This window comes from Streptomyces sp. NPDC046859 (assembly GCF_040645135.1).
Lineage (GTDB): Bacteria > Actinomycetota > Actinomycetes > Streptomycetales > Streptomycetaceae > Streptomyces.
In genome coordinates this window covers 226670-247482 of the sequence record NZ_JBEYXR010000007.1, presented here as the reverse complement: position 1 = coordinate 247482, position 20813 = coordinate 226670, and the positions used below count along the sequence as shown (strand labels likewise).

Annotated in this window: 15 protein-coding genes; 8 read left to right on the top strand and 7 right to left on the bottom strand. The window is 69.8% G+C overall.

Annotated features, from left to right (window positions below; all coding sequences use genetic code 11):
* Nucleotides 1-2 precede the first annotated feature (2 nt).
* Nucleotides 3-824 (bottom strand): hypothetical protein, encoded by an 822-nt coding sequence (locus ABZ899_RS13440; protein WP_361345017.1) that lies wholly within the window; start codon nucleotides 822-824, stop codon nucleotides 3-5.
* A gap of 58 nt (nucleotides 825-882) precedes the next feature.
* Nucleotides 883-1173, bottom strand: a complete 291-nt coding sequence (locus ABZ899_RS13435) for a hypothetical protein (RefSeq protein WP_361345015.1) — start codon at nucleotides 1171-1173, stop codon at nucleotides 883-885.
* Nucleotides 1174-1524: 351 nt separating this feature from the next.
* Here ABZ899_RS13435 and ABZ899_RS13430 point away from each other — a divergent pair, with 351 nt between their 5' ends.
* The 7 genes from ABZ899_RS13430 to ABZ899_RS13400 all read left to right on the top strand — a co-directional run bounded on the left by ABZ899_RS13430 (nucleotide 1525) and on the right by ABZ899_RS13400 (nucleotide 13032).
* A complete protein-coding gene (locus ABZ899_RS13430) occupies nucleotides 1525-3702 on the top strand; it encodes an ABC transporter family substrate-binding protein (protein ID WP_361345014.1) in 2178 nt (725 codons plus the stop codon).
* A gap of 220 nt (nucleotides 3703-3922) precedes the next feature.
* Nucleotides 3923-5830 carry a translational GTPase TypA gene (gene typA, locus ABZ899_RS13425; RefSeq protein WP_361345012.1) on the top strand — a complete coding sequence of 636 codons (1908 nt, stop codon included), beginning with the start codon at nucleotides 3923-3925 and terminating at the stop codon, nucleotides 5828-5830.
* Nucleotides 5831-6744: 914 nt separating this feature from the next.
* Nucleotides 6745-7776, top strand: coding sequence for an ABC transporter permease (locus ABZ899_RS13420; protein WP_361345010.1), 1032 nt, complete (start codon nucleotides 6745-6747; stop codon nucleotides 7774-7776).
* Between the two features lie 122 nt (nucleotides 7777-7898).
* Nucleotides 7899-9695, top strand: a complete 1797-nt coding sequence (locus ABZ899_RS13415; RefSeq protein WP_361345009.1) for an ABC transporter substrate-binding protein — start codon at nucleotides 7899-7901, stop codon at nucleotides 9693-9695.
* Nucleotides 9696-9809: 114 nt separating this feature from the next.
* Nucleotides 9810-10787 (top strand): ABC transporter permease, encoded by a 978-nt coding sequence (locus tag ABZ899_RS13410; protein ID WP_361345007.1) that lies wholly within the window; start codon nucleotides 9810-9812, stop codon nucleotides 10785-10787.
* A gap of 10 nt (nucleotides 10788-10797) precedes the next feature.
* Entirely contained in the window at nucleotides 10798-11859 is a 1062-nt protein-coding gene (locus tag ABZ899_RS13405; RefSeq protein ID WP_361345005.1) for an ABC transporter ATP-binding protein, read from the top strand.
* A gap of 27 nt (nucleotides 11860-11886) precedes the next feature.
* Nucleotides 11887-13032, top strand: a complete 1146-nt coding sequence (locus tag ABZ899_RS13400) for a dipeptide ABC transporter ATP-binding protein (protein ID WP_361345003.1) — start codon at nucleotides 11887-11889, stop codon at nucleotides 13030-13032.
* Nucleotides 13033-13109: 77 nt separating this feature from the next.
* Here ABZ899_RS13400 and ABZ899_RS13395 read toward each other — a convergent pair whose 3' ends face one another.
* Genes ABZ899_RS13395 through ABZ899_RS13375 form a run of 5 tightly spaced genes read right to left on the bottom strand, consistent with a single transcriptional unit; the run spans nucleotide 13110 to nucleotide 18872 of the window.
* The gene (locus ABZ899_RS13395) at nucleotides 13110-14087 is read right to left on the bottom strand and encodes an ABC transporter ATP-binding protein (RefSeq protein ID WP_361345001.1); all 978 of its coding nucleotides are present in this window, start codon (nucleotides 14085-14087) and stop codon (nucleotides 13110-13112) included.
* Entirely contained in the window at nucleotides 14084-15058 is a 975-nt protein-coding gene (locus ABZ899_RS13390; RefSeq protein WP_361344999.1) for an ABC transporter ATP-binding protein, read from the bottom strand. Before ABZ899_RS13390 ends, ABZ899_RS13395 begins: the two co-directional genes overlap by 4 nt.
* The gene (locus tag ABZ899_RS13385; RefSeq protein WP_361344998.1) at nucleotides 15055-15996 is read right to left on the bottom strand and encodes an ABC transporter permease; all 942 of its coding nucleotides are present in this window, start codon (nucleotides 15994-15996) and stop codon (nucleotides 15055-15057) included. Before ABZ899_RS13385 ends, ABZ899_RS13390 begins: the two co-directional genes overlap by 4 nt.
* Complete coding sequence (locus ABZ899_RS13380; protein WP_361344997.1) at nucleotides 15993-17045, bottom strand: ABC transporter permease; 1053 nt, start codon at nucleotides 17043-17045, stop codon at nucleotides 15993-15995. Before ABZ899_RS13380 ends, ABZ899_RS13385 begins: the two co-directional genes overlap by 4 nt.
* A gap of 3 nt (nucleotides 17046-17048) precedes the next feature.
* Nucleotides 17049-18872, bottom strand: a complete 1824-nt coding sequence (locus ABZ899_RS13375) for a peptide ABC transporter substrate-binding protein (RefSeq protein WP_361344995.1) — start codon at nucleotides 18870-18872, stop codon at nucleotides 17049-17051.
* 315 nt (nucleotides 18873-19187) lie between these two features.
* On the opposite strand from ABZ899_RS13375, the gene ABZ899_RS13370 reads away from it, so the two are divergent.
* Nucleotides 19188-20810: an ABC transporter substrate-binding protein gene (locus ABZ899_RS13370; protein WP_361344993.1), complete on the top strand. Its 1623-nt coding sequence runs from the start codon at nucleotides 19188-19190 to the stop codon at nucleotides 20808-20810.
* Nucleotides 20811-20813: the final 3 nt, after the last annotated feature.

Sequence of the window (20813 nt, the reverse complement as noted above, 5' to 3'; positions counted from 1 at the left end):
ATCTAGAAGAAGCGCGGATCGTCGAAGACCCCGGACGCGAGGAGGTAGACGTAGAAGTCGGCGAGCGCGACGCTCACCAGCGACGCCCAGGCGAGCTGCATGTGGCGGGCGTTGAGCTTCCCGATCCACTGCCACATGCGATAGCGCACGGGGTGCTTGGAGAAGTGCTTGAGCTTGCCGCCGACGATGTGCCGGCAGGAGTGGCAGGAGAGGGTGTACGCCCAGATCAGCACGATGTTGGCGAGGAAGACGAGGGTGCCGAGGCCCATGTGGCCCCAGGCGTACGTCTCGTCGCGGAAGGCGAGCACCGTGTCGTACGTCAGGATGCCGGCGACCAGCAGCGCCGCGTAGAAGAAGTACCGGTGGACGTTCTGCAGGATCAGCGGGAAGCGGGTCTCACCGGAGTACTTCCGGTGCGGCTCCGCGACCGCGCAGGCGGGGGGCGACATCCAGAAGCCGCGGTAGTACGCCTTGCGGTAGTAGTAGCAGGTCAGGCGGAAGCCGAGCGGGAAGATCAGGATGATGATCGCCGGCGAGATCCCCCACCAGCTCCCGAAGAGGTCCCAGTTGGGCCCGCCGCGCATGGGCGCGCAGTTCTCCGCGAGGCAGGGGGAGTAGAAGGGGGACACGTACGGCGCCGCGTAGTAGTCCGCGTTCGCGAAGGCCCGCCAGGTCGAGTACACGATGAACGCCAGCAGACCGGCCGCGGTGACGGCGGGGGCCAGCCACCAGCGGTCGGTCCGCAGGTGCGGGGCGTCGATCGCGGCGCGGGTACCGGTGCGTACGCCGCCGCTGTTCGGATGGGGTTCCGTACCAGTGGCCAATGCTTGACTCCGGTCGGGTCAGGGGGCGGATCGGGGGGCGCGGCGGTCCCGGGGCGGATCAGGGGGCGCGGCGGTCCCGGGCGCCGAGACCCTCGTCGTCCGTGTCGATCCACAGCGAGTCGTCGTACGGCGTGTCGGGGATGGTGACGAGCTCCGGCTTGCGCGGGGCCGCCGGGCTCGCCGCGGCCTCCCGCAGCAGCGCGACGCTCTCGCGCAGATGGTTGGCGTCGGTGCGCACGCGGCGCACCTCCAGCCCGGCCGTGCCGAGCTGCTTCTCCAGGCGGCCCACGGACCGCGCCAGGTCGTCCAGGCAGCGCTGGACGGCGATCAAGTCGTCGTGCACGGACATGACGTGACCTCACTTCCGTAGGCCCTGCGGCCCTGGGTGGCAACGTTCATGCGCCTGCGAGTGTTGCGCGTCACACCTGCCCCTGTGAAGGCATGTGCAGCGATTGGCGGATAGCGCGCCATGGGCGCGCGCTCGCACGCGCTCTGTGCGCGCCGGGGGAGCGAAGGAGTGTGCGGGGCGCTGTGCTCCGCACGGGTGGCCTTGTGCGCCCCCGGCGTCGTGTCGTCTGCGCCTGGCGAACCCTTTCCTCTTCAGTGGGGTGCCGTAGATCTGATCAGCACCAAAATACCGCCAAACGTGATCAGAACGCACTAATTGTCACCGGCGGGAGCCGCTCCCCGGAGGTAGCAGATGTCCCACGACGGCGTCGGAACCAGGCCCGGCCGCGGCTCGACCATGCGCGCGGCCGCCTTCCTCACCGCGGGGGTGCTGGCGATCCCGGTGCTCGCCGGCTGCAGCGACCCGGACCCGGCCGGCAAGCCGCTGGCCGGCCAGGACATCGCCCCGGCCGCCCGCGCCCGGATCGCCGACGGCGGCACCCTGCGCTGGGCCGTCGACACCGTGCCGGAGACGCTGAACACCTTCCAGTCGGACGCCGACGCCACCACCTCCCGGATCGCCCAGGCCACGCTGCCCTCGATGTACCGGCTCGACGAGAGCGGCCGCCCCGAGCGCAACGAGGCGTACCTGGAGTCCGCCGAGGTCGTGGAGACCGAGCCCAAGCAGGTCGTGCTGTACAAGCTGAACCAGCAGGCCGTCTGGAGCGACGGCCGGGAGATCGGCGCCGCCGACTTCGCCGCCCAGTGGCGGGCCCTGTCCGGCAAGGACAGCGCCTACTGGACCGCCCGCAACGCCGGCTACGACCGCATCCAGAAGATCGAGCGCGGCGACAACGACCTGGAGGTGCGGGTCACCTTCGCCCGCCCCTACGGCGACTGGCGGTCGCTGTTCTCGCCGCTGTACCCGAAGGAGGTCATGGGCACGCCGGACTCCTTCAACGACGGGGCGCGGCGCAAGCTCAAGGTCAGCGCCGGCCCGTTCACCGTGCGGAAGATCGACCGCAAGGGCGACGAGATCCGCCTCACCCGCAACCCCCGCTGGTGGGGGAAGCCGGCCAAGCTCTCCGAGATCGTGCTGCGCGCCGTCCCCCGCGACGAGCGGGCCGCCGAACTCGCCGCCGGACGCCTCGACCTGGCCGACGTCGACCCCTCCGCCGCACGCCGCATCGCGATCGCCGCGCCCCGCCCGCAGGGCCCGTCGGCCAGCGCCTCCCGCACCCCGCTGATGGGCCCGGACCTGAAGAAGCTGACCCCCGGGCAGCGCAAGGACAAGGAGCGGTTCCACGGCTTCGAGGTCCGCAAGTCGTTCGAGCCCTCCTACACCCAGCTCGCCCTCAACGGCGGCGGTGACGGCCCGCTCGCCGACGAGCGGGTGCGTCGGGCCGTGGCCCGCGCCCTGGACCGGGAGAAGCTGGCCGAGACGGTCCTGCGGCCGCTCGGACTGCCCGCCGAGCCGGTCGGCAGCCACCTGGCGCTGGCCGGGCAGGCCGCCTACGCCGACAACAGCGGGGCGATCGGCGGTCAGGACACCGCGGAGGCGCAGGCGCTCCTCACGGACGCCGGCTGGGTGCCGGGCGGACCCGTGAAGGAGAAGAAGAAGGGCGAGAAGGCCGCCGGCGGCGAGGCCGACAAGACCGGCGGGAAGGCGAAGGACCCGGGGGACAGGAAGGAGAAGGACTCGGGGGAGAAGAAGGACGGCGAGTCCGAGGCGGGCAAGAAGTCCGACGCCGATGACGACGGCACCTACATCGTCGGCGAGGACGACAAGGGCGCTGACGGCCAGGACGCCCGCCACCTCGCCCGGGACGGCAAGCAGTACGGCGGCAGGCAGCTGTCCGGCGGCCCGCCCGGGGCGTACGCCCCGCAGGGCACGGCCGCTCCCGCGGGCGCCGCGAGCCGCCAGCTCGCCAAGGACGGCAAGGCGCTGACGCTGCGCTTCGTCGTGCCGGACGGCGAGGGGTCGCAGACCCTGCGCACCGTGGCGGACCGGATCGGCCTCATGCTGAAGCGGGTCGGCATCCGCACCGAGGTGACCAAGGTCTCGGACGAGAGCTACTTCAAGGACCACATCGCGTCCGGCCAGTACGACCTCGCCCTCTACTCCTGGCCCGGCTCCGCCTTCCCCGCGACCGACGCCCGGCCGATCTACGCCAAGCCGGTCCCGGCCGCCGACGGCTCGCTGAACGTCGAGCAGAACTACACGCGGGTCGGCACCGACCAGGTCGACCAGCTCTTCGAGCAGGCCGTCAGCACGCTCGACGAGTCCGAGTCACGGTCCCTGATCCGCAAGGCCGACTCCCGCATCTGGGCCGCGGCCGGCTCGATCCCCCTCTACCAGCGTCCCCAGCTGACGGCCGCGCGCACGGACCTCGCCAACGCGGGCGCCTTCGGGTTCGGCGCCCCGGTCTTCGAGGACATGGGCTTCCTGGAGAAGGGCGCGAAGGGCCAGCCGGCCCCCTCGGCGTCGTAGCCGGAGGCCGCTCACGGGCGCCGCGGAGGCCGATCGGCCCCTGCGGCGCCCGCCGCGTGCTCGAAAAGGGGGCTGACCTGCGGCGTCACATCCCGCCAAGCCCCCGCCCCGCAAGCCCCGTACCATGGGGTGAGGCCGTGGCATGTTCCGCCCGGCAGGGCCCGCGTAACACAGACGTACGCAGCAGGGCCGTCCTCACACTCCGGGAGTACGCCGCAATATGGCCACGCGCCACGACATCCGCAACGTCGCCATCGTCGCCCACGTCGACCACGGTAAGACCACCATCGTCGACGGCATGCTGAAGCAGGCCGGTGCCTTCGCCGCCCACCAGCTCGACTCGGTCGACGACCGCATGATGGACTCGAACGACCTGGAGCGTGAGAAGGGCATCACGATCCTCGCCAAGAACACGGCGGTGAAGTACCACCCCAAGGACGGCGGGGACCCGATCACGATCAACATCATCGACACCCCCGGCCACGCCGACTTCGGTGGCGAGGTCGAGCGCGGTCTGTCGATGGTCGACGGCGTGGTGCTGCTCGTCGACGCCTCCGAGGGCCCGCTCCCGCAGACCCGCTTCGTGCTGCGCAAGGCCCTCCAGGCCCGCCTGCCGATCATCCTCTGCATCAACAAGACGGACCGTCCGGACGCCCGGATCGACGAGGTCGTCAACGAGACCTACGACCTCTTCCTCGACCTGGACGCGGACGAGGAGCAGATCGAGTTCCCGATCGTCTACGCCTGCGGCCGCGACGGCATCGCCTCGCTGACCAAGCCGGCCGACGGCACCGTCCCGGAGGACTCCACCAGCCTGGAGCCGTTCTTCTCGACGATCCTCGAGCACATCCCGGCGCCGACCTACGACGAGGACGCCACGCTCCAGGCGCACGTCACCAACCTGGACGCCGACAACTTCCTCGGCCGTATCGCGCTGCTGCGCGTCCACCAGGGCGAGCTGAAGAAGGGGCAGACCGTCGCGTGGATGAAGCGCGACGGCTCCGTCACCAACGTGCGCATCTCCGAGCTGATGATGACCGAGGCGCTGACCCGCAAGCCGGCCGAGAAGGCGGGCCCGGGTGACATCTGTGCGGTCGCCGGCATCCCGGAGATCATGATCGGCGAGACGCTGGCCGACCCGGAGAACCCGGTGCCGCTGCCGCTCATCACGGTCGACGAGCCCGCGATCTCCATGGTCATCGGCACCAACACCTCGCCGCTGGTCGGCCGCGGCGGCACCGGCAAGGGCGCCGACGCGAAGGCGGCGGTCAAGGACCGCAAGGTCACCGCCCGCCAGGTCAAGGACCGCCTCGACCGCGAGCTGATCGGCAACGTCAGCCTCCGCGTCCTGGACACCGAGCGCCCCGACGCCTGGGAGGTGCAGGGCCGCGGCGAGCTGGCGCTGGCCATCCTGGTCGAGCAGATGCGCCGTGAGGGCTTCGAGCTGACCATCGGCAAGCCGCAGGTGGTCACCAAGGAGGTCGAGGGCAAGACCTACGAGCCGGTCGAGCGCATGACCATCGACGTGCCCGAGGAGCACATGGGCGCCGTCACCCAGCTCATGGGCGTCCGCAAGGGCCGTATGGACAACATGTCCAACCACGGCTCCGGCTGGGTGCGCCTGGAGTTCGTCGTGCCCTCCCGCGGTCTGATCGGCTTCCGCACCGAGTTCCTGACCCAGACCCGCGGCACCGGCATCGCGCACTCGATCCACGAGGGCCACGAGCCCTGGTTCGGGACGCTGACCACCCGCAACAACGGCTCCCTGGTCGCCGACCGCTCCGGTGCCGTCACCGCGTTCGCGATGACGAACCTCCAGGAGCGCGGCGTGCTGTTCGTCGAGCCCGGCACCGAGGTGTACGAGGGCATGATCGTCGGCGAGAACTCCCGCGCCGACGACATGGACGTCAACATCACCAAGGAGAAGAAGCTCACCAACATGCGGTCGTCCACGGCCGACGTGGCCGAGTCGATCGTCCCGCCGCGCAAGCTGTCGCTGGAGCAGTCCCTGGAGTTCTGCCGCGACGACGAGTGCGTCGAGGTGACCCCTGAGGCCGTCCGCATCCGCAAGGTGAACCTGGACGCCCGCGAGCGCGCCCGCGCCGCGAGCCGCGCCAAGCACGGCTGACCAACGCGCTGACGGCACCGGACAGCCCCCGCCCGGGGGTGTCCGGTGCCGTCGTGCGTCCGGGGCCGGTGAGGGGTCTACGAGAACGGCATAGGGAAAACCCTTGAATCCGTGGTGAGAAGTCGGAGAACGGGACAGGTCGCACTATCCTCCCCGCAAGCAGAGGCGGTGCGACTGCCGGTAACCGCGGGTCCGGTGACACGCGGTGCGGGCCGTCCCGGCCGGCGTGTGGCGGGTGACACAGCGCCCCGCGGACACCCTCCCTTTTCGGCGGGTGAGCGGCAACCCATTTTCGAGACGGCCGTCCGCTATACGGACGGCTGACCCCGATAGATGTGTAACAAGTCCGTTTCGTAGTGATCTCTCGCCAAACCCTTTGTCCGGATTTTGGAAGGCCTGGCCCCTATCTGTGATCGAACCGAGACCTCGAGACTGTGGTTCGTCGCGTGGCCGATGGCAGATAGTTAGGCGCGTAGAGCTCGTCTGAACGGGTCACGCGCTGACTGCGCCGACTCGCGAGCGCGGGGGGCACCTGACGACTTTCGGCGCCGGAATGGGACCGGAAGGTGTCATGTGCCTCTCTTTGCGGTGAACCAGCGGATTCATGAGGAGGAACCCATGCGAGGTGCCACAAGCGCCATATGGGTCGCGTCGTCCCCGATGGCAGGTGTAGGCCCCGCGGGTGCGCTCAGTGCCGTCACGGTGGTTGCGTTCGCGACGCGGCGTCGCGAGCTTCCTTGACGACTCGTTCCGTTGGCCGGCCTCCAGCCGGTCGCGAGCCAGGGTTCCCCCAGGGGCGGCCGACGCCCCTCCGTCGTTGTTCCCCCTCGCGCGCTGCGGATACGTACGCCGTGCGAAGGCCGCCGGGTCAGTGTTCCTCCCCGGTGACCTCCAACCTGTGAAATGGACGAATCATGACGAGTCCAATCGAGCTTGAGGGTGTTGACACCTCCTCCGCCTTGGACAAAGAGAGCGCGTCACCGGGCAAGGCCGAGGAGCCGAAGAAGCTCGCGGGGCGCAGCCCCAGCCAGTTGATGTGGGCGCGGTTCAAGCGCGACCGGACCGGCGTGGTGTCCGCTTTCGTCGTCCTGTTCTTCTTCTTGATCGCCGCCGCCGCGCCGCTGATCGCGAAGGTCTACGGCAAGGACCCGTACACGCTGTACGGCCAGGACAGGCCCGAGCTTCTGGACATGTTCACCATGCCCGCGAAGCCCGTCGGCGGCATCGACGGCGAGTTCTGGTTCGGCGTCGAGCCGGGCCTCGGCCGTGACGTCTTCACGCAGCTGCTCTACGGCATCCGGACCTCGCTGGCCACCGCCCTCGCCGCGACGCTCATCATGACGGTCCTGGGTGTGCTGATCGGACTCGCCGGCGGCTACTTCGGCGGCCGTATCGACTACTGGCTCGGCCGGATGACCGACTTCTTCATGGCGCTGCCCAGCCAGCTGTTCTTCGTCGCGGCGATGCCGGTCATCACCACGGTGTTCGTCGCCCCCGACGAGGAGACGCCCACCTACGTGCGGACCTGCGCGATCATCATCGTCCTGTCCTTCCTGGGCTGGATGAGCATGGCGCGTATCGTCCGCGGTGCCACGCTGTCGCTGCGCGACCGGGAGTTCATCGAGGCGGCCCGGATCTCCGGTGCCTCGCCCTGGCGGATCATCCGCAAGGAGCTACTGCCCAACATCGTCACCCCCACACTGGTGCAGGCGACCCTGACACTGCCCAGCACCATCCTCAGCATCGCGTTCCTGTCCTTCGTGGGCGTCGGATACGTCGAACCCACCCCGGACTGGGGCCGGATGTTCGCCATCGGCGCCAACATCGTCGAGCAGGACCCGTACTACATGCTCTTCCCCGGCTTCGCCATGGTGATCTTCGTCGTGGCGTTCAACCTCCTGGGCGACTCGGTACGGGACGCCTTCGACCCCAAGACGGGACGCTGACCCTCCCCGGGCCATCTCCCACCCTCCCCCCACACTCCCGCTCGGCCGGCCCTGGTGCCGCACGGCACCGTCCGGCCCAGTACCAGCAGTGCACACTACTCACAGGCAGGTGGATCGTCTCCATGAGCATCTTCCGTAACCGCGCCGCTTCGGCCGCCATAGTCGCGGTCGCCGCGGGCGCCCTGACCCTCACCGCCTGCGGCGGGGGCAGCGGTAGCTCCAGCAAGGACAACAGCAAGACCAAGGACGATGCCAAGGCGCAGTCCAAGCCGGTGCAGATCGGTGACGCGAAGGCGTCGACCGGTCCGGCTCCCGCGGTCCCCGGTGCCAAGCCCGGCGGCGTCGCGACCGTGTACCAGGAGGCCGACTTCTCCCACCTGGACCCGGGCCAGATCTACGTCTCCGACGGCAAGCTGCTCAGCCGCCTGATCTTCCGCGGCCTGACCCAGTACGACGAGGACGACCAGGGCAACCTGACCGTCGTGGGCGACCTCGCCACCGACGCGGGCAAGGTCTCGGACGGCGGCAAGACCTGGACCTACACCCTCAAGGACAACCTGAAGGACGAGAACGGCAACCCGATCAACTCGGCGGACATCCGCCACACGGTCGAGCGCCTGTACGCGTCCTACATCACGGACGGTCCGACCTACCTGCAGCAGGCGCTCTCGGGTGCCGGCACCACCTACCGCAAGGCGTACGCGGGTCCGGACAAGGGCAAGCACCTGCCCAAGGCCGTCCTGGACACCCCGGACGACAAGACGATCGTCTTCCACTTCAAGGACGCTCAGGTCGACCTCCCGCAGATGCTGACCATGCCCGGTTACAGCGTCGTGCCCGAGGAGACGGACACCAAGGAGAAGTACGACAACGACCCGGTCGCCCTGGGTCCGTACAAGATCGCCGACTTCAAGCCCGGCAAGTCCATGAAGCTGGTCAAGAACGACAAGTGGGACCCCAAGTCCGACTCGGTTCGTCACCAGTACGTCGACGGCTTCGACATCGAGATGAACCACGATGACGAGGACCAGACCAAGACGCTCCTCGCCGACCAGGGCTCGGCCAAGAACGCCATGATGTTCACCGGCCAGGTCGCCACCACGCAGCTGCAGCAGGTCGTGGGCAACAAGGCCGCGATGAAGCGCACCATCCAGGGCTACGCGCCGTACGTGTGGCAGCTCAACTTCAACCTTGACCGCGTCAAGGACAAGAAGCTGCGCGACGCCATCACCCTCGCGCTGCCCTCCGCCTCGGTCTTCAAGGCCGACGGTGGCGCCTACGGCGGTGAGGTCGCCAACTCGCTGATGTCGCCCACCACCCCGGGCTACGACGAGGCGTTCGACCCGTTCAACCGCAAGGGCAAGCCGAACGGTGACATCGAGGCCGCGAAGAAGCTCATCAAGGAGGGCGGCTTCGAGGGCAAGAAGCTCGTCTACGCCTACGGCAACACCCCGGTCCGCCAGCAGCAGGCCGTGCTGATCGCCACCGCCCTGGAGAAGATCGGTCTCGACATCCAGAAGAAGGAGATCGACTCCGCCACCTGGTACGAGCAGGTCGGCAAGGTCAAGAACGGCTACGACCTCTACATGACCGGTTGGGGCCAGGACTGGCCGTCCGCGTCCACGGTCTTCCCGCCGCTGTACGACGGCACCCAGATCCAGGACGGTGCGTCGAACTACTCGCACATCAACGACCCGAAGGTCAACTCGGAGATCAAGCGCATCGCGAAGATCACCGACACGGCCGAGGCCACCAAGGCGTGGGCCGAGCTGAACGAGTACATCTCCAAGGAAGTCAACCCGGCCGCGCCGATCTACTACACCAAGGTCTTCCAGATCTTCGGTTCGAACATCGGCGGCATCCGCTACAGCTCGGACTCGAGCTACGTGGACGTCACCCGCGTCTTCCTGAAGAAGTAACCCGCTAGGTCGGGACGACGGTGGTGGGCGCGCGGCGGAGCGCCCACCACCCGTCCCCCACCCCCCTGCCAGACCCCCCTCCGATTGCCGCCGTCCTGAGAGCAGCTGCCTGCCATGCTTCAATTCCTCATCCGCCGGACATTCGGCGCGGCGCTGATTCTGCTGTTGATCAGTGCGTTCACGTTCTTCATGTTCTTCGCGATCCCGCAGGACCCGGCCACTCTGGCCTGTGGAAAGAACTGCACTCCGGACGCGCTGGCGATCATTCACAAGAACCTCGGCCTCGACAAGCCGGTCACCGTCCAGTACTGGACGTTCCTCGTCGGCATCTTCGCCGGCCGTGACTTCGCCGTCGGCCACTGTGCCGCCCCCTGCTTCGGCGTCTCCTTCGCCAACAACCAGAACGTCTGGGACACGATCGTCGACCGCTTCCCGCTGACGCTCTCGCTGACCGTCGGAAGCCTCCTGGTCTTCCTGGTCCTCGGCCTCGGCGCCGGTCTGCTGGCCGCGAAGAACCGCGGCACCTGGATCGACAAGCTGTTCAGCTCCGGCTCGCTGGTGGTCAGCTCGCTGCAGATCTACTTCCTCGGCCCGCTGGTCCTGCTCGCGCTCGTCTACACCACCGGCTGGCTCGAGAAGCCGAAGTACGTGCCCTTCTCCGAGGATCTCGGCGGATGGTTCATGGGTCTGCTGATCCCCTGGGTGGTCATGGCGACCATCTTCACCGCCAACTACACGCGTATGAGCCGCTCCTCGATGATCGAGCAGCTCCAGGAAGAACATGTGAGAGCCGCGCGTGCCAAGGGCATGTCGGGCAACTACACGTTCTTCCGGTACGCCTGGCGCGGCTCCCTCATCCCGATCGTCACCATCCTCGGCATCGACCTGTCCTCGCTGCTCTCGGGCGGCATGGTGACCGAGCTGACCTTCGGCCTCGCGGGACTCGGCCGGCTCGCGCTCGAGTCCGTGACCAACAAGGACCTGCCCATGCTGATGGGCGTCATGCTGGTCAGCGCCGCGCTCATCATCGTCTTCAACCTGATCGTGGACGCCCTGTACGCCGTCATCGACCCGCGCGTGCGCCTGTCCTAGGAGAACCACCGTGACCACTCAGACCAAGCCCGAAGAGGCCGCTGCTCCCGCCTCGGGGGACGCCTTCCTCTCGGTGCGCGACCTCAAGGTCCACTTCTCCACCGAGGACGGCATCGTCAAGGCGGTGGACGGGCTCTCCTTCGACCTGGAGCGCGGCAAGACCCTCGGGATCGTGGGCGAGTCCGGTTCCGGCAAGTCCGTGACCAACCTGGCCGTCCTCGGCCTGCACAACCGCAAGACGACGACCATCGACGGCTCCATCACGCTGGACGGCCAGGAGCTGACCGACGCCAGCGAGAAGAAGCTGGAGTCGCTGCGCGGCAAGAAGATGGCGATGATCTTCCAGGACGCGCTGACCGCCCTGTCGCCCTACTACACGGTGGGCCGGCAGATCGGTGAGCCGTTCATGAAGCACACCGGCGCCTCCAAGCGGGACGCCCGGGTGCGCGCCATCGACCTGCTCGAGAAGGTCGGCATCCCGCACCCGCAGCAGCGCGTGGACGACTACCCGCACCAGTTCTCCGGCGGTATGCGGCAGCGCGCCATGATCGCCATGGCGCTGGCCTGCGACCCGGACCTGCTGATCGCCGACGAGCCGACCACCGCGCTCGACGTGACCGTGCAGGCGCAGATCCTCGACCTGCTCAAGGACCTGCAGCAGGAGTTCGGCTCCGCGATCATCATGATCACCCACGACCTCGGCGTGGTCGCCAACATGGCGGACGACATCCTCGTGATGTACGCCGGCCGGGCCGTGGAGCGGGGCACGGTGCGCGAGGTGCTGAAGACGCCTCAGCACCCGTACACCTGGGGCCTGCTCGGCTCGATGCCGCGGCTGTCCTCCAGCGTCGACGAGCCGCTGATGCCGATCCCCGGCTCGCCGCCGTCCCTGCTGAACCCGCCGTCGGGCTGCCCGTTCCACCCGCGGTGCGCGCACACCGACAAGGTGCAGGGCGGGCTGTGCTCGGGGGAGCGTCCGACGCTCGCCCCGGGGCGTGCCGCCGCCTGCCACCTGACGGGGGAGCAGCGGCAGCAGGTCTTCATCGACATGATTCAGCCCCGGCTGGGCTGAGCTGAAACCGGCGACTGGGGCATCACCATGAGCGACAACGAAAACACGAACACGGCGGTCGTCGACGCCGTCCCGCAGCAGCGGGGCAGCGACGAGGCGCCGCTGATGAAGGTCAGCGGACTGACCAAGCACTTCCCGATCAAGGGCGGCTTCCCGATCCGGCGCACCGTCGGCCACGTCAAGGCCGTCGACGGCGTGGACTTCGAGGTCTACCCGGGCGAGAGCCTCGGCCTCGTCGGCGAGTCCGGCTGCGGCAAGTCGACCACCGGCCGGCTGCTGACCCGGCTCTACGAGCCGACCGCGGGCACCATCGAGTACAAGGGCCAGGACATCAGCCGGGCCGACCGCCGCAAGCTGGCGCCGGTCCGGTCCGAGATCCAGATGATCTTCCAGGACCCGTACGCGTCGCTGAACCCGCGGCAGACGGTGGGCACGATCATCTCCGGCCCGATGGAGATCAACGGGATCAACCCTCCCGGCGGCCGTGAGAAGCGCGTCCGTGAGCTCCTGGAGATCGTCGGTCTCAACCCGGAGCACTACAACCGCTTCCCGCACGAGTTCTCCGGCGGTCAGCGCCAGCGCATCGGCGTCGCGCGCGCCATCGCCCTGGAGCCGAAGCTGATCGTCGCCGACGAGCCGGTCTCGGCCCTCGACGTGTCGATCCAGGCCCAGGTGGTGAACCTGCTGCAGGAAGTGCAGCGGGAGATGGGCATCGCGTTCGTCTTCATCGCCCACGACCTGGCGATCGTCCGGCACTTCTCGGAGCGCGTCGCGGTCATGTACCTCGGCAAGATCGTCGAGATCGCCGACCGTGACTCGATCTACAACGGCCCGCGGCACCCGTACACGCACGCGCTGCTGTCGGCGGTCCCGGACGCGGACATCGACGCGGCGAAGCGGGAGCGCATCCGCCTCGCCGGCGACGTGCCCTCGCCGATCATGCCGCCGTCCGGCTGCCGGTTCCGCACCCGGTGCTGGAAGGCGACGGAGAAGTGCGCCACGGAGGAGCCGCCGCTGCTGCGCATCGAGGGCAGCAAGGCCGGTCACCTGACCGCGTGCCACTACCCGGAGGAGCCCACCATCGCGGACCGGGGCGAGGATGTCGTCCTGGACGCCGGCCTGCAGGCCCTGGAGGGCGTCTCCGACACGGACGGGCCGGTCTCCAAGAGCTGACACCGCCCCACGTCGTCCGCACGAGGACCGGGGTGCGAGAGCCGCAGCAGGCGCTCGCACCCCGGTCCTCGTGCGTGTCAGGCCCTCGTGGCCGCCCGTGCCCAGTGGCAGGCCACCTGGGCGTGCGCGCCGCCGTCGAGGATCTCCGGGTCCTCGGTGCGGCAGGCGTCGGCCACCCCGGCCCGGTCGGCCTCCCCGCTCGCCAGCACCGGGCAGCGCGCGTGGAAGCGGCAGCCGGCCGGCACCCGTGAGGGGTCCGGCGGTTCACCGCCGAGGACGACCGGTGTGCCCGGCGCCTCCGGCAGGACCGACAGCAGCGCCCGCGTGTACGGGTGCCGTGGTGCTGTCAGGACCTGCTCGACGTCCCCGGTCTCCACGATCCGGCCCAGGTACATCACCGCGACCCGGTCCGCGATGTTCCACGCCAGCCCCAGGTCGTGCGTCACGACCAGCGCGGACAGCCCGAGGTCGGTGCGCAGCCGCAGCAGCAGCGCCAGGATCTCGCCCCGCACGGAGGCGTCCAGGGAGGCCACCGGCTCGTCGGCGACGAGGAGTTCGGGGGCGAGGACCAGGGCGCCGGCGATGACCACGCGCTGGCGCTGCCCGCCGGACAGCTCGTGCGGGTAGCGCAGGAAGAACCGCTCGGGCGGCCGCAGCCCGGCCCGGGACAGCGCCTCGGCCACCGCCGTGCGCTCGTCGCCGGTGTGCTTGTGGATGCGCAGGCCTTCCGCCACCGCCTCGTACACGGTGTGCCGGGGGTTCAGGGAGCCCGTCGGGTCCTGGAGGACCAGCTGGACACGGCGCCGGTAGGCCTTCAGGGCGCGCGCGTCGGGCCGTACCTCCTTCCCGTCGAAGACGACCCGCCCCCGCGTCGGGCGGACGAGCCCGAGCAGGGCGCGGGCCAACGTCGTCTTGCCGCAGCCGGACTCGCCGACCAGGGCGACGATCTCCCCGGCCCCGATGTCCAGTTCGACGCCGTCCACCGCGCGGGCGGGCGGGCCGCCGTGCCGGCCGGGGAAGGTGACGTGCAGGTCCCGCGCGCTCAGCAGGGTCATGATCCGCTCCTCGCGTCCTGGGCCGCGCCCACGTGCACACACGCCGCCCGCCGCCCCGCGCCCGACGCGCGCAGCGCCGGGTCGTCCACCGCGCAGGAGTCCAGCGCGACCGGGCACCGGGGGTGGAAGGCGCACCCGGCGGGCAGCGCCGACGGGTCCGGCGGGTCGCCCGGCAGGCCGCGCGGGGCGAACCGGGAGGAGGGGTCGCCGATCCTCGGGAACGCCTCCGACAGCGCCCGGGCGTAGGGGTGCCCGGCGTCCTCGTACACCGCGCGCGCCGGTCCCTCCTCGACCACCCGGCCCGCGTACATCACCGCCATCCGGTCGCAGGTCTCGGCGAGGACGGCCAGGTCGTGGCTGATCGCGACGAGCCCGAGCTCCTGCTCGGCGACGAGCCGTTCGATGAGCCGCAGGATCTGCGCCTGGATCATCACGTCCAGCGCGGTCGTCGGTTCGTCGGCGACGACCAGGCGGGGGTCGCAGGCCAGCGCCATGGCGATCATGACGCGCTGGCGCTGCCCGCCGGACAGTTCGTGCGGGTACGCCGAGGCCCGCGCCGCGGGGAGCCCGACCTGCTCCAGCAGCTCTCCGGTGCGCCGCCGGGCGGCGGCCGGGGTCGCCCTGCGGTGCAGCAGGATCGGCTCGGCGATCTGGTCGCCGACCCGGTGCACGGCGTTCAGCGAGTGCATGGCGCCCTGGAAGACGATCGACGCCCCGGCCCAGCGCACCGCCCGCACCCGGCCCCACCGCATGGTGAGGACGTCCTCCCCGTCCAGCAGGACCTCGCCGCCGACCCGGGTGCCGGCGGGCAGCAGCCGCAGCAGGGCCAGCGCGAGCGTGGACTTGCCGCACCCCGACTCCCCGGCGATGCCGAGCTTCTGCCCGGCCTCCAGACTCAGGTCGACCCCCCGTACGGCGGCCGCGCCGCCCGGGTAGGTCACCTCCAGGTTCCGGACCTCGAGGAGCGTCAACGGGCCACCCCCAGCCTGGGGTTGAGGACGGACTCCACGGCGCGTCCGCACAGCGTGAACGCCAGCGCGACTCCCGCGATGGCGAGGCCGGGCGGCACCAGGTACGACCAGTTCCCGGAGCTGACCGAGCCCGCCTCCCGGGCGTCCTGGAGCAGCCCGCCCCAGGACACGACGGTCGGGTCGCCCAGCCCGAGGAAGGCGAGCGTCGCCTCGGCGAGGATGGAGGAGGAGATCATCAGGGTCGTCTGGGCGAGCACCAGCGGCATCACGTTGGGCAGGACGTGCCGCACCATGATGTGCCGGTGCCCGCCGCCCAGCGCCCGGGCCCGCTCGATGTACGGCCGGGCCTCCACGGCGAGCGTCTGCGCCCGCACCAGCCGGGCCGTGGTCGGCCAGGAGGTCACGCCGATCGCCAGCACGACCGTGCCCAGCGAACGGGACATCACGGTGGCCAGCGCGATGGCGAGGACCAGCGTCGGCATCACCAGGAACCAGTCGGTGATCCGCATGACCACGGTGGCGTAGGCCCCCTTGAAGTGGCCCGCGGTGATCCCGGCCAGGGTGCCGATCGCCACCGACAGCGTGGCCGCCAGCAGCCCCACCAGCAGCGACACCCGTGACCCCCACACCACCAGGCCGAGCAGGTCCCGCCCGAACCGGTCGGTGCCCAGCCAGAACTCCCCGCTGGGGGTCTCCAGCGGCTGTCCGGGCGCCCCGGTCACGCTGGACACGTCGGAGCCGACGGTGAGCGGGGCGGTCAGGGCGACCAGCGCGAACAGGGCGAGCGCGGCCAGCCCCACCACTCCGGCCCGGTGGGTGCGGTACTCCCGCCAGAAGCGTGCGGCGGACGCGCGGCGCCGGCGGCGGGCGAGCGTCCGGGGACCGGGCGCCTGGAGGCCGCCGCCCTCCCGCACGGGCTCCCCGGTCCCGGCCGTCATCGGCCCACCCGGGGGTCGAGCAGCGGGTACACGAGGTCGGCCAGGGTGTTCATGACGATCACCGTCCCGGCGAAGAAGAGGAACAGGCCCTGCACCAGCGGCAGGTCGGGGACGCTCAGCCCCTGGTAGAACAGCCCGCCGAGCCCCGGCCAGGAGAACACCGTCTCGACCAGGATGACGCCGGCGACCGTCCGGCCCAGGTTGACGAAGACGAGGGTCACGGTCGGCAGCAGCGCGTTGGGCACGGCGTGCCGGCGGCGCACCTGGTCGTCCCGGAGCCCCTTGGCGCGGGCCGTCGTCAGATAGTCGCCGCCCATCTCGTCCAGCAGCGCGGAACGCGCCACCAGCAGGGTCTGGCCGTACTCCACCGCGACGAGCGTGACCACGGGCAGGACCAGGTGGTGGGCGACGTCGAGGACGTGGGCGAAGCCCTCCTCGCCGCCGGACTCCATGCCGCCGGTCGGGAACAGGCCGGGGATCGGGCCGATCCCGACGGAGAACACGATGATCAGCAGCAGGCCCAGCCAGAACGACGGCACGGAGTACAGGGTCAGCGCCAGCCCGGTGTTCAGCCGGTCGCCGAGCCCGCCGTGCCGCCAGGCCGAGCGGGTGCCCAGCACGATGCCGAGCAGGGTGTAGAGGACGAACGCGGTGCCGGTGAGGATCAGCGTGTTGGGCAGCGCCTCGGCGATCTTGTCGACGACGGGCGTGTGGAACTGGTACGACGTCCCGAGGTCTCCGGTGAGCGCCTTGCCGCAGTACTCGGTGAACTGCTGCCACAGCGGCAGGTCGAGCCCGAACTCACGTCGGTAGGCCTGCAGTTGCTCGGCCGACACCGGCCGCCCGCCGGTCATGGTCTTGACCGGGTCGCCGGGGATCAGCCGGAACAGGAAGAACCCGGTGACGAGTACCGCGAACAGGGAGACGGCGGCGCCGGCCACCTTGCCCGCGCCATAGCGCAGATAGCGCGTGGTGCTGCGCGCCCGCGGTCCGGGGACCGCGGGCGCGGCGGCCTCGACGGCCGCGGTGAGGGGTGCTTCGGCGGTCATGGGCTACTCGCGGTCCTCTGCGGTGGACCGGCGGCGCAGCGCGAGGAAGGCGCCGAGGCCGACGAGGACGACGACACCGGCGACGATGCCGACGACGACACCCGTCGAGCCCGAGCCGCCGGAGTCGCCCGGGTCAGCCGGGGTGGCCGACCACCAGCTCCAGTAGCCGTCCTGCCCGTAGATGTTGCCCGCCTTCTTCGGCATCGTGGTGATCGAGGCGATCTGGTCGGTGCGGTAGGCCTCGACGGCGTTCGGGTAGGCCATGACGTTCATGTAGCCGAGGTCGTACAGCCGGGACTGCATCTGCTTGACCAGGTCGGCCCGCTTGGCCGGGTCGTACTCGGCGAGCTGCTTGGCGTACAGCTCGTCGTACCGCTTGTCGCAGATGAAGTTGTCGGTGGCGCCCGTGTCCTTCGGGGTGGCCGGCAGCGCCCCGCAGGTGTGGATCGACAGCACGAAGTCGGGGTCGGGGTTGACGGACCAGCCGTCGAAGGCGAGGTCGTAGGTGCCCGCCAGCCAGGGGTCGGTGACGTTGTCCACGCAGTTCAGGGTGACGCCGATGCCGAGCTCGCCCCACCACTCCTTGAGGTACTGGCCGATCGCCTTGTCGTTGGGGTCGGTGGCGTGGCACAGCACCCGGTAGTCGAGCGGCTTGCCGTCCTTGCCGACGCGCTTGCCGTCGCCGTTCTTCCTGTACCCGGCCTCGTCGAGGAGCCGGGCCGCCTTCGCGGGGTCGTAGGCGAGTTCCTGGCCGTCCGACGGCTTCCAGAAGTAGGAGCCGAAGCGCGGCGGTATGTATCCCTCGCCGTGCACGGCGTAGCCCTGGAAGACCTTGTCGATGACGGTCTCGCGGTCGACGGCCGTGAACAGGGCGTGCCGCACCCGGTCGTCCTTCAGGGACGGGTCGCCGTCGCCGAACGTCTCGCCGTTCTTCGCCCGGGCGCCGGGGTTGACGGCCAGCGCGTAGAAGCGCCGTCCGGGGGCGTCGTTCACCTTGATGTTCTTCTCGCCCTTGAGCGAGGACGCCTGGGCGGGCGTCAGGGACGGCGACCCGGAGACGAAGGAGACCTCGCCCTTGCGCAGGGCGGCGACCGCCGCGTCCTGGTCCTTGTAGTAGCGGAAGACCAGCTCGTCGAACTTGGGCGCCCCGCGCCAGAAGTCCTTGTTGGCCTTCAGCCGCACATAGCTGTCGGGCTTGTAGTCGGTGAGGATGAATGGCCCGTTTCCGACGATGGGGAAGTTCTTGTCGTTGTTGAACTCGGAGTAGTCGTCGACCTTCTCCCAGACGTGCTTCGGCACGATCGGCACGTCCAGCGCCGTCATCGTGGCCTGCGGTTTCTTCAGCTCGATGACGAGCTTGGTGGGGCTGGGGGCGGTCACCTCGCGGAAGTTGGCGACGAAACTGCCGTTGGCGGTCGCCGCGTCCGGGTCGGTCATCATCGTGTTGAACGTCCACGCCGCGTCCTCGGCCGTGGTCCGCTTCCCGTCCGACCATTTGGAGTCGGAGCGGATCGTGTAGGTCCAGGTCAGCTTGTCGGGCGACGACGTCCACTTGGTGGCCAGAGCGGGGACGGCCCGTGCGTCCTCGGGGTCGTAGTTGGTGAGGTACTCGTACGTCAGCCGGTGGATGCTGGTGCTCAGGAGCCGCTGGGCGAGGAACGGGCTCAGTGAGTCGACGCTCTGTGCGACTGCGACGGTGAGGACCTTGTCGCCGTCCGCGGCGGCCGCCTGCTGCGGTACCAGCCCGGCCGCCAGGGTCAGGGCGGCGGCTCCGGTGGCGGCGGCCAGGCGCCGCCGTGCTCTGCCGTGCTGCTCGGAACTACTCATGTGGTGACCTCGCGTCATCGCTTGCAGAGGGACGGCCTGTTGGACTGTCAGCGCGTTCATGCGCACGTCAACGGCGCATGAAACCCCATGTGGCCTGCGGAAACAACGAAGTGATGAGATTGAGACAGCCAGTGGTCCATACCGCTGAAGAGTCCCTGGTGGCGGCCTGACGCCCGGGCGGGGACCGTGCGGCCGAACGGGCCATCCCCGCCCCCGGATGGCCTCCGTGCGCATGCGCGCCCCCCGCGCGGCTGCCGATAGTGGCTGCCAGGGCATGGCGTCGACCCGGGCGCCGCGGTCACGAGGAGGCATCCGATGCGCGCAGCCAGCTACGCCAGATGGGCCGCGGGCGCGATGGCCGTTGCGCTCGCGACGACCGCCTGCGGGGGCGGCGCCGGCGCCGGGGAGGGCGGCGCGGTGCTCAGCTCGTCCTGGACGGACCCGCAGAACCCGCTGGAGCCGGCCAACACCAACGAGGTGCAGGGCGGCAAGGTGCTGTCCATGATCTTCCGGGGTCTGAAGCAGTACGACCCGAAGACCGGCGAGGCGAAGAACATGGTCGCCAAGCGCATCGCGACGTCCGACTCACAGCGCTTCACCGTCACCCTGAAGGACGGCTGGACGTTCAGCGACGGCGAGAAGGTCACCGCGAAGTCGTTCGTGGACGCCTGGAACTACGGGGCGAGCCTGGAGAACAACCAGAAGAACGCCTACTTCTTCAGCTACATCCAGGGCTACGACCAGGTCCACCCCGAGCAGGGCGAGCAGCGCGCGCGGACCATGTCCGGCCTGAAGGTCGTCGACGAGCGGACCTTCACCGTCACGCTCAGCCAGAAGTTCTCCGGCTTCCCGGACACCCTCGGCTACAACGCGTTCGTCCCGCTGCCGCGCGCGTTCTACGAGGACCACGCCGGCTGGCTCGCCAAGCCCGTCGGCAACGGGCCGTACACCGTGCAGTCGTACACCAGGGGCTCCGAGATGCGGCTGGTGCGGTGGGACGCCTACACCGGGCCCGACGCGGCCCGCAACGACGGCGTCACCCTGAAGGTCTACACCGACAACAACACCGCCTACACCGACCTGATGGCCGGCAACCTCGACCTCGTCGACGACGTCCCCGCCCAGCAGCTGAAGAACGTCCGCGCCGACCTCGACGGCCGCTACCTCAACACCCCGGCCGGCATCATCCAGACCCTGTCCTTCCCGCACTACGACAAGCGCTGGACCGGTTCGGGCGCGGACAAGGTCCGCAAGGGCCTGTCCCGGGCCATCGACCGCGAGCAGATCACCCGGACCATCTTCCACGGCACCCGGACCCCGGCCACCGACTGGACGTCACCCGTGCTCGGCCCCGAGGGCGGCTACAAGGCGGGGCTGTGCGGGCAGTGGTGCACGTACGACGCCGCCGCGGCCCGGAAGCTGATCGAGGAGGGCGGCGGGCTGCCCGGCGGCCAGGTCAAGATCACGTACAACGCGGACACCGGTTCCCACAAGCTGTGGGTGGACGCCGTCTGCAACTCCATCAACAACGCGCTGGGCAAGGACCGGGCCTGCGTCGGCAACCCGATGGGCACCTTCGCCGACTTCCGCAGCAAGTCCACCACCCAGAAGCTGGCCGGGCCGTTCCGGGCGGGCTGGCAGATGGACTACCCGCTCACCCAGAACTTCCTCCAGCCGCTCTACTACACCAACGCCTCCTCCAACGACGGCAAGTGGTCCAGCCCCGAGTTCGACCGGCTCGTCGACCGGGCGAACGCCGAGACGGACCCCACGAAGGCCGTGAAGCTGTTCCAGCAGGCAGAGGAGGTCGTCCGCGACGAGATGGCGGCCATCCCGCTCTGGTACCAGAACGGCAGCGCCGGCTGGTCCGCGCGCCTGTCGGACGTGACGCTCAACCCGTTCAGCGTCCCCGTCTACGAACAGATCAAGGTCGGCTGAGCC

Excerpts from the sequence above, each read along its gene's own strand:
- ABZ899_RS13395 (WP_361345001.1), bottom strand. The coding sequence starts at position 14,087 with ATGACCCTGCTGAGCGCGCGGGACCTGCACGTCACCTTCCCCGGCCGG.
- ABZ899_RS13415 (WP_361345009.1), top strand. The coding sequence starts at position 7,899 with ATGAGCATCTTCCGTAACCGCGCCGCTTCGGCCGCCATAGTCGCGGTC.
- ABZ899_RS13375 (WP_361344995.1), bottom strand. The coding sequence starts at position 18,872 with ATGAGTAGTTCCGAGCAGCACGGCAGAGCACGGCGGCGCCTGGCCGCC.
- ABZ899_RS13430 (WP_361345014.1), top strand. The coding sequence starts at position 1,525 with ATGTCCCACGACGGCGTCGGAACCAGGCCCGGCCGCGGCTCGACCATG.
- typA (WP_361345012.1), top strand. The coding sequence starts at position 3,923 with ATGGCCACGCGCCACGACATCCGCAACGTCGCCATCGTCGCCCACGTC.
- ABZ899_RS13420 (WP_361345010.1), top strand. The coding sequence starts at position 6,745 with ATGACGAGTCCAATCGAGCTTGAGGGTGTTGACACCTCCTCCGCCTTG.
- ABZ899_RS13410 (WP_361345007.1), top strand. The coding sequence starts at position 9,810 with ATGCTTCAATTCCTCATCCGCCGGACATTCGGCGCGGCGCTGATTCTG.
- ABZ899_RS13400 (WP_361345003.1), top strand. The coding sequence starts at position 11,887 with ATGAGCGACAACGAAAACACGAACACGGCGGTCGTCGACGCCGTCCCG.
- ABZ899_RS13385 (WP_361344998.1), bottom strand. The coding sequence starts at position 15,996 with ATGACGGCCGGGACCGGGGAGCCCGTGCGGGAGGGCGGCGGCCTCCAG.
- ABZ899_RS13370 (WP_361344993.1), top strand. The coding sequence starts at position 19,188 with ATGCGCGCAGCCAGCTACGCCAGATGGGCCGCGGGCGCGATGGCCGTT.
- ABZ899_RS13435 (WP_361345015.1), bottom strand. The coding sequence starts at position 1,173 with ATGTCCGTGCACGACGACTTGATCGCCGTCCAGCGCTGCCTGGACGAC.
- ABZ899_RS13380 (WP_361344997.1), bottom strand. The coding sequence starts at position 17,045 with ATGACCGCCGAAGCACCCCTCACCGCGGCCGTCGAGGCCGCCGCGCCC.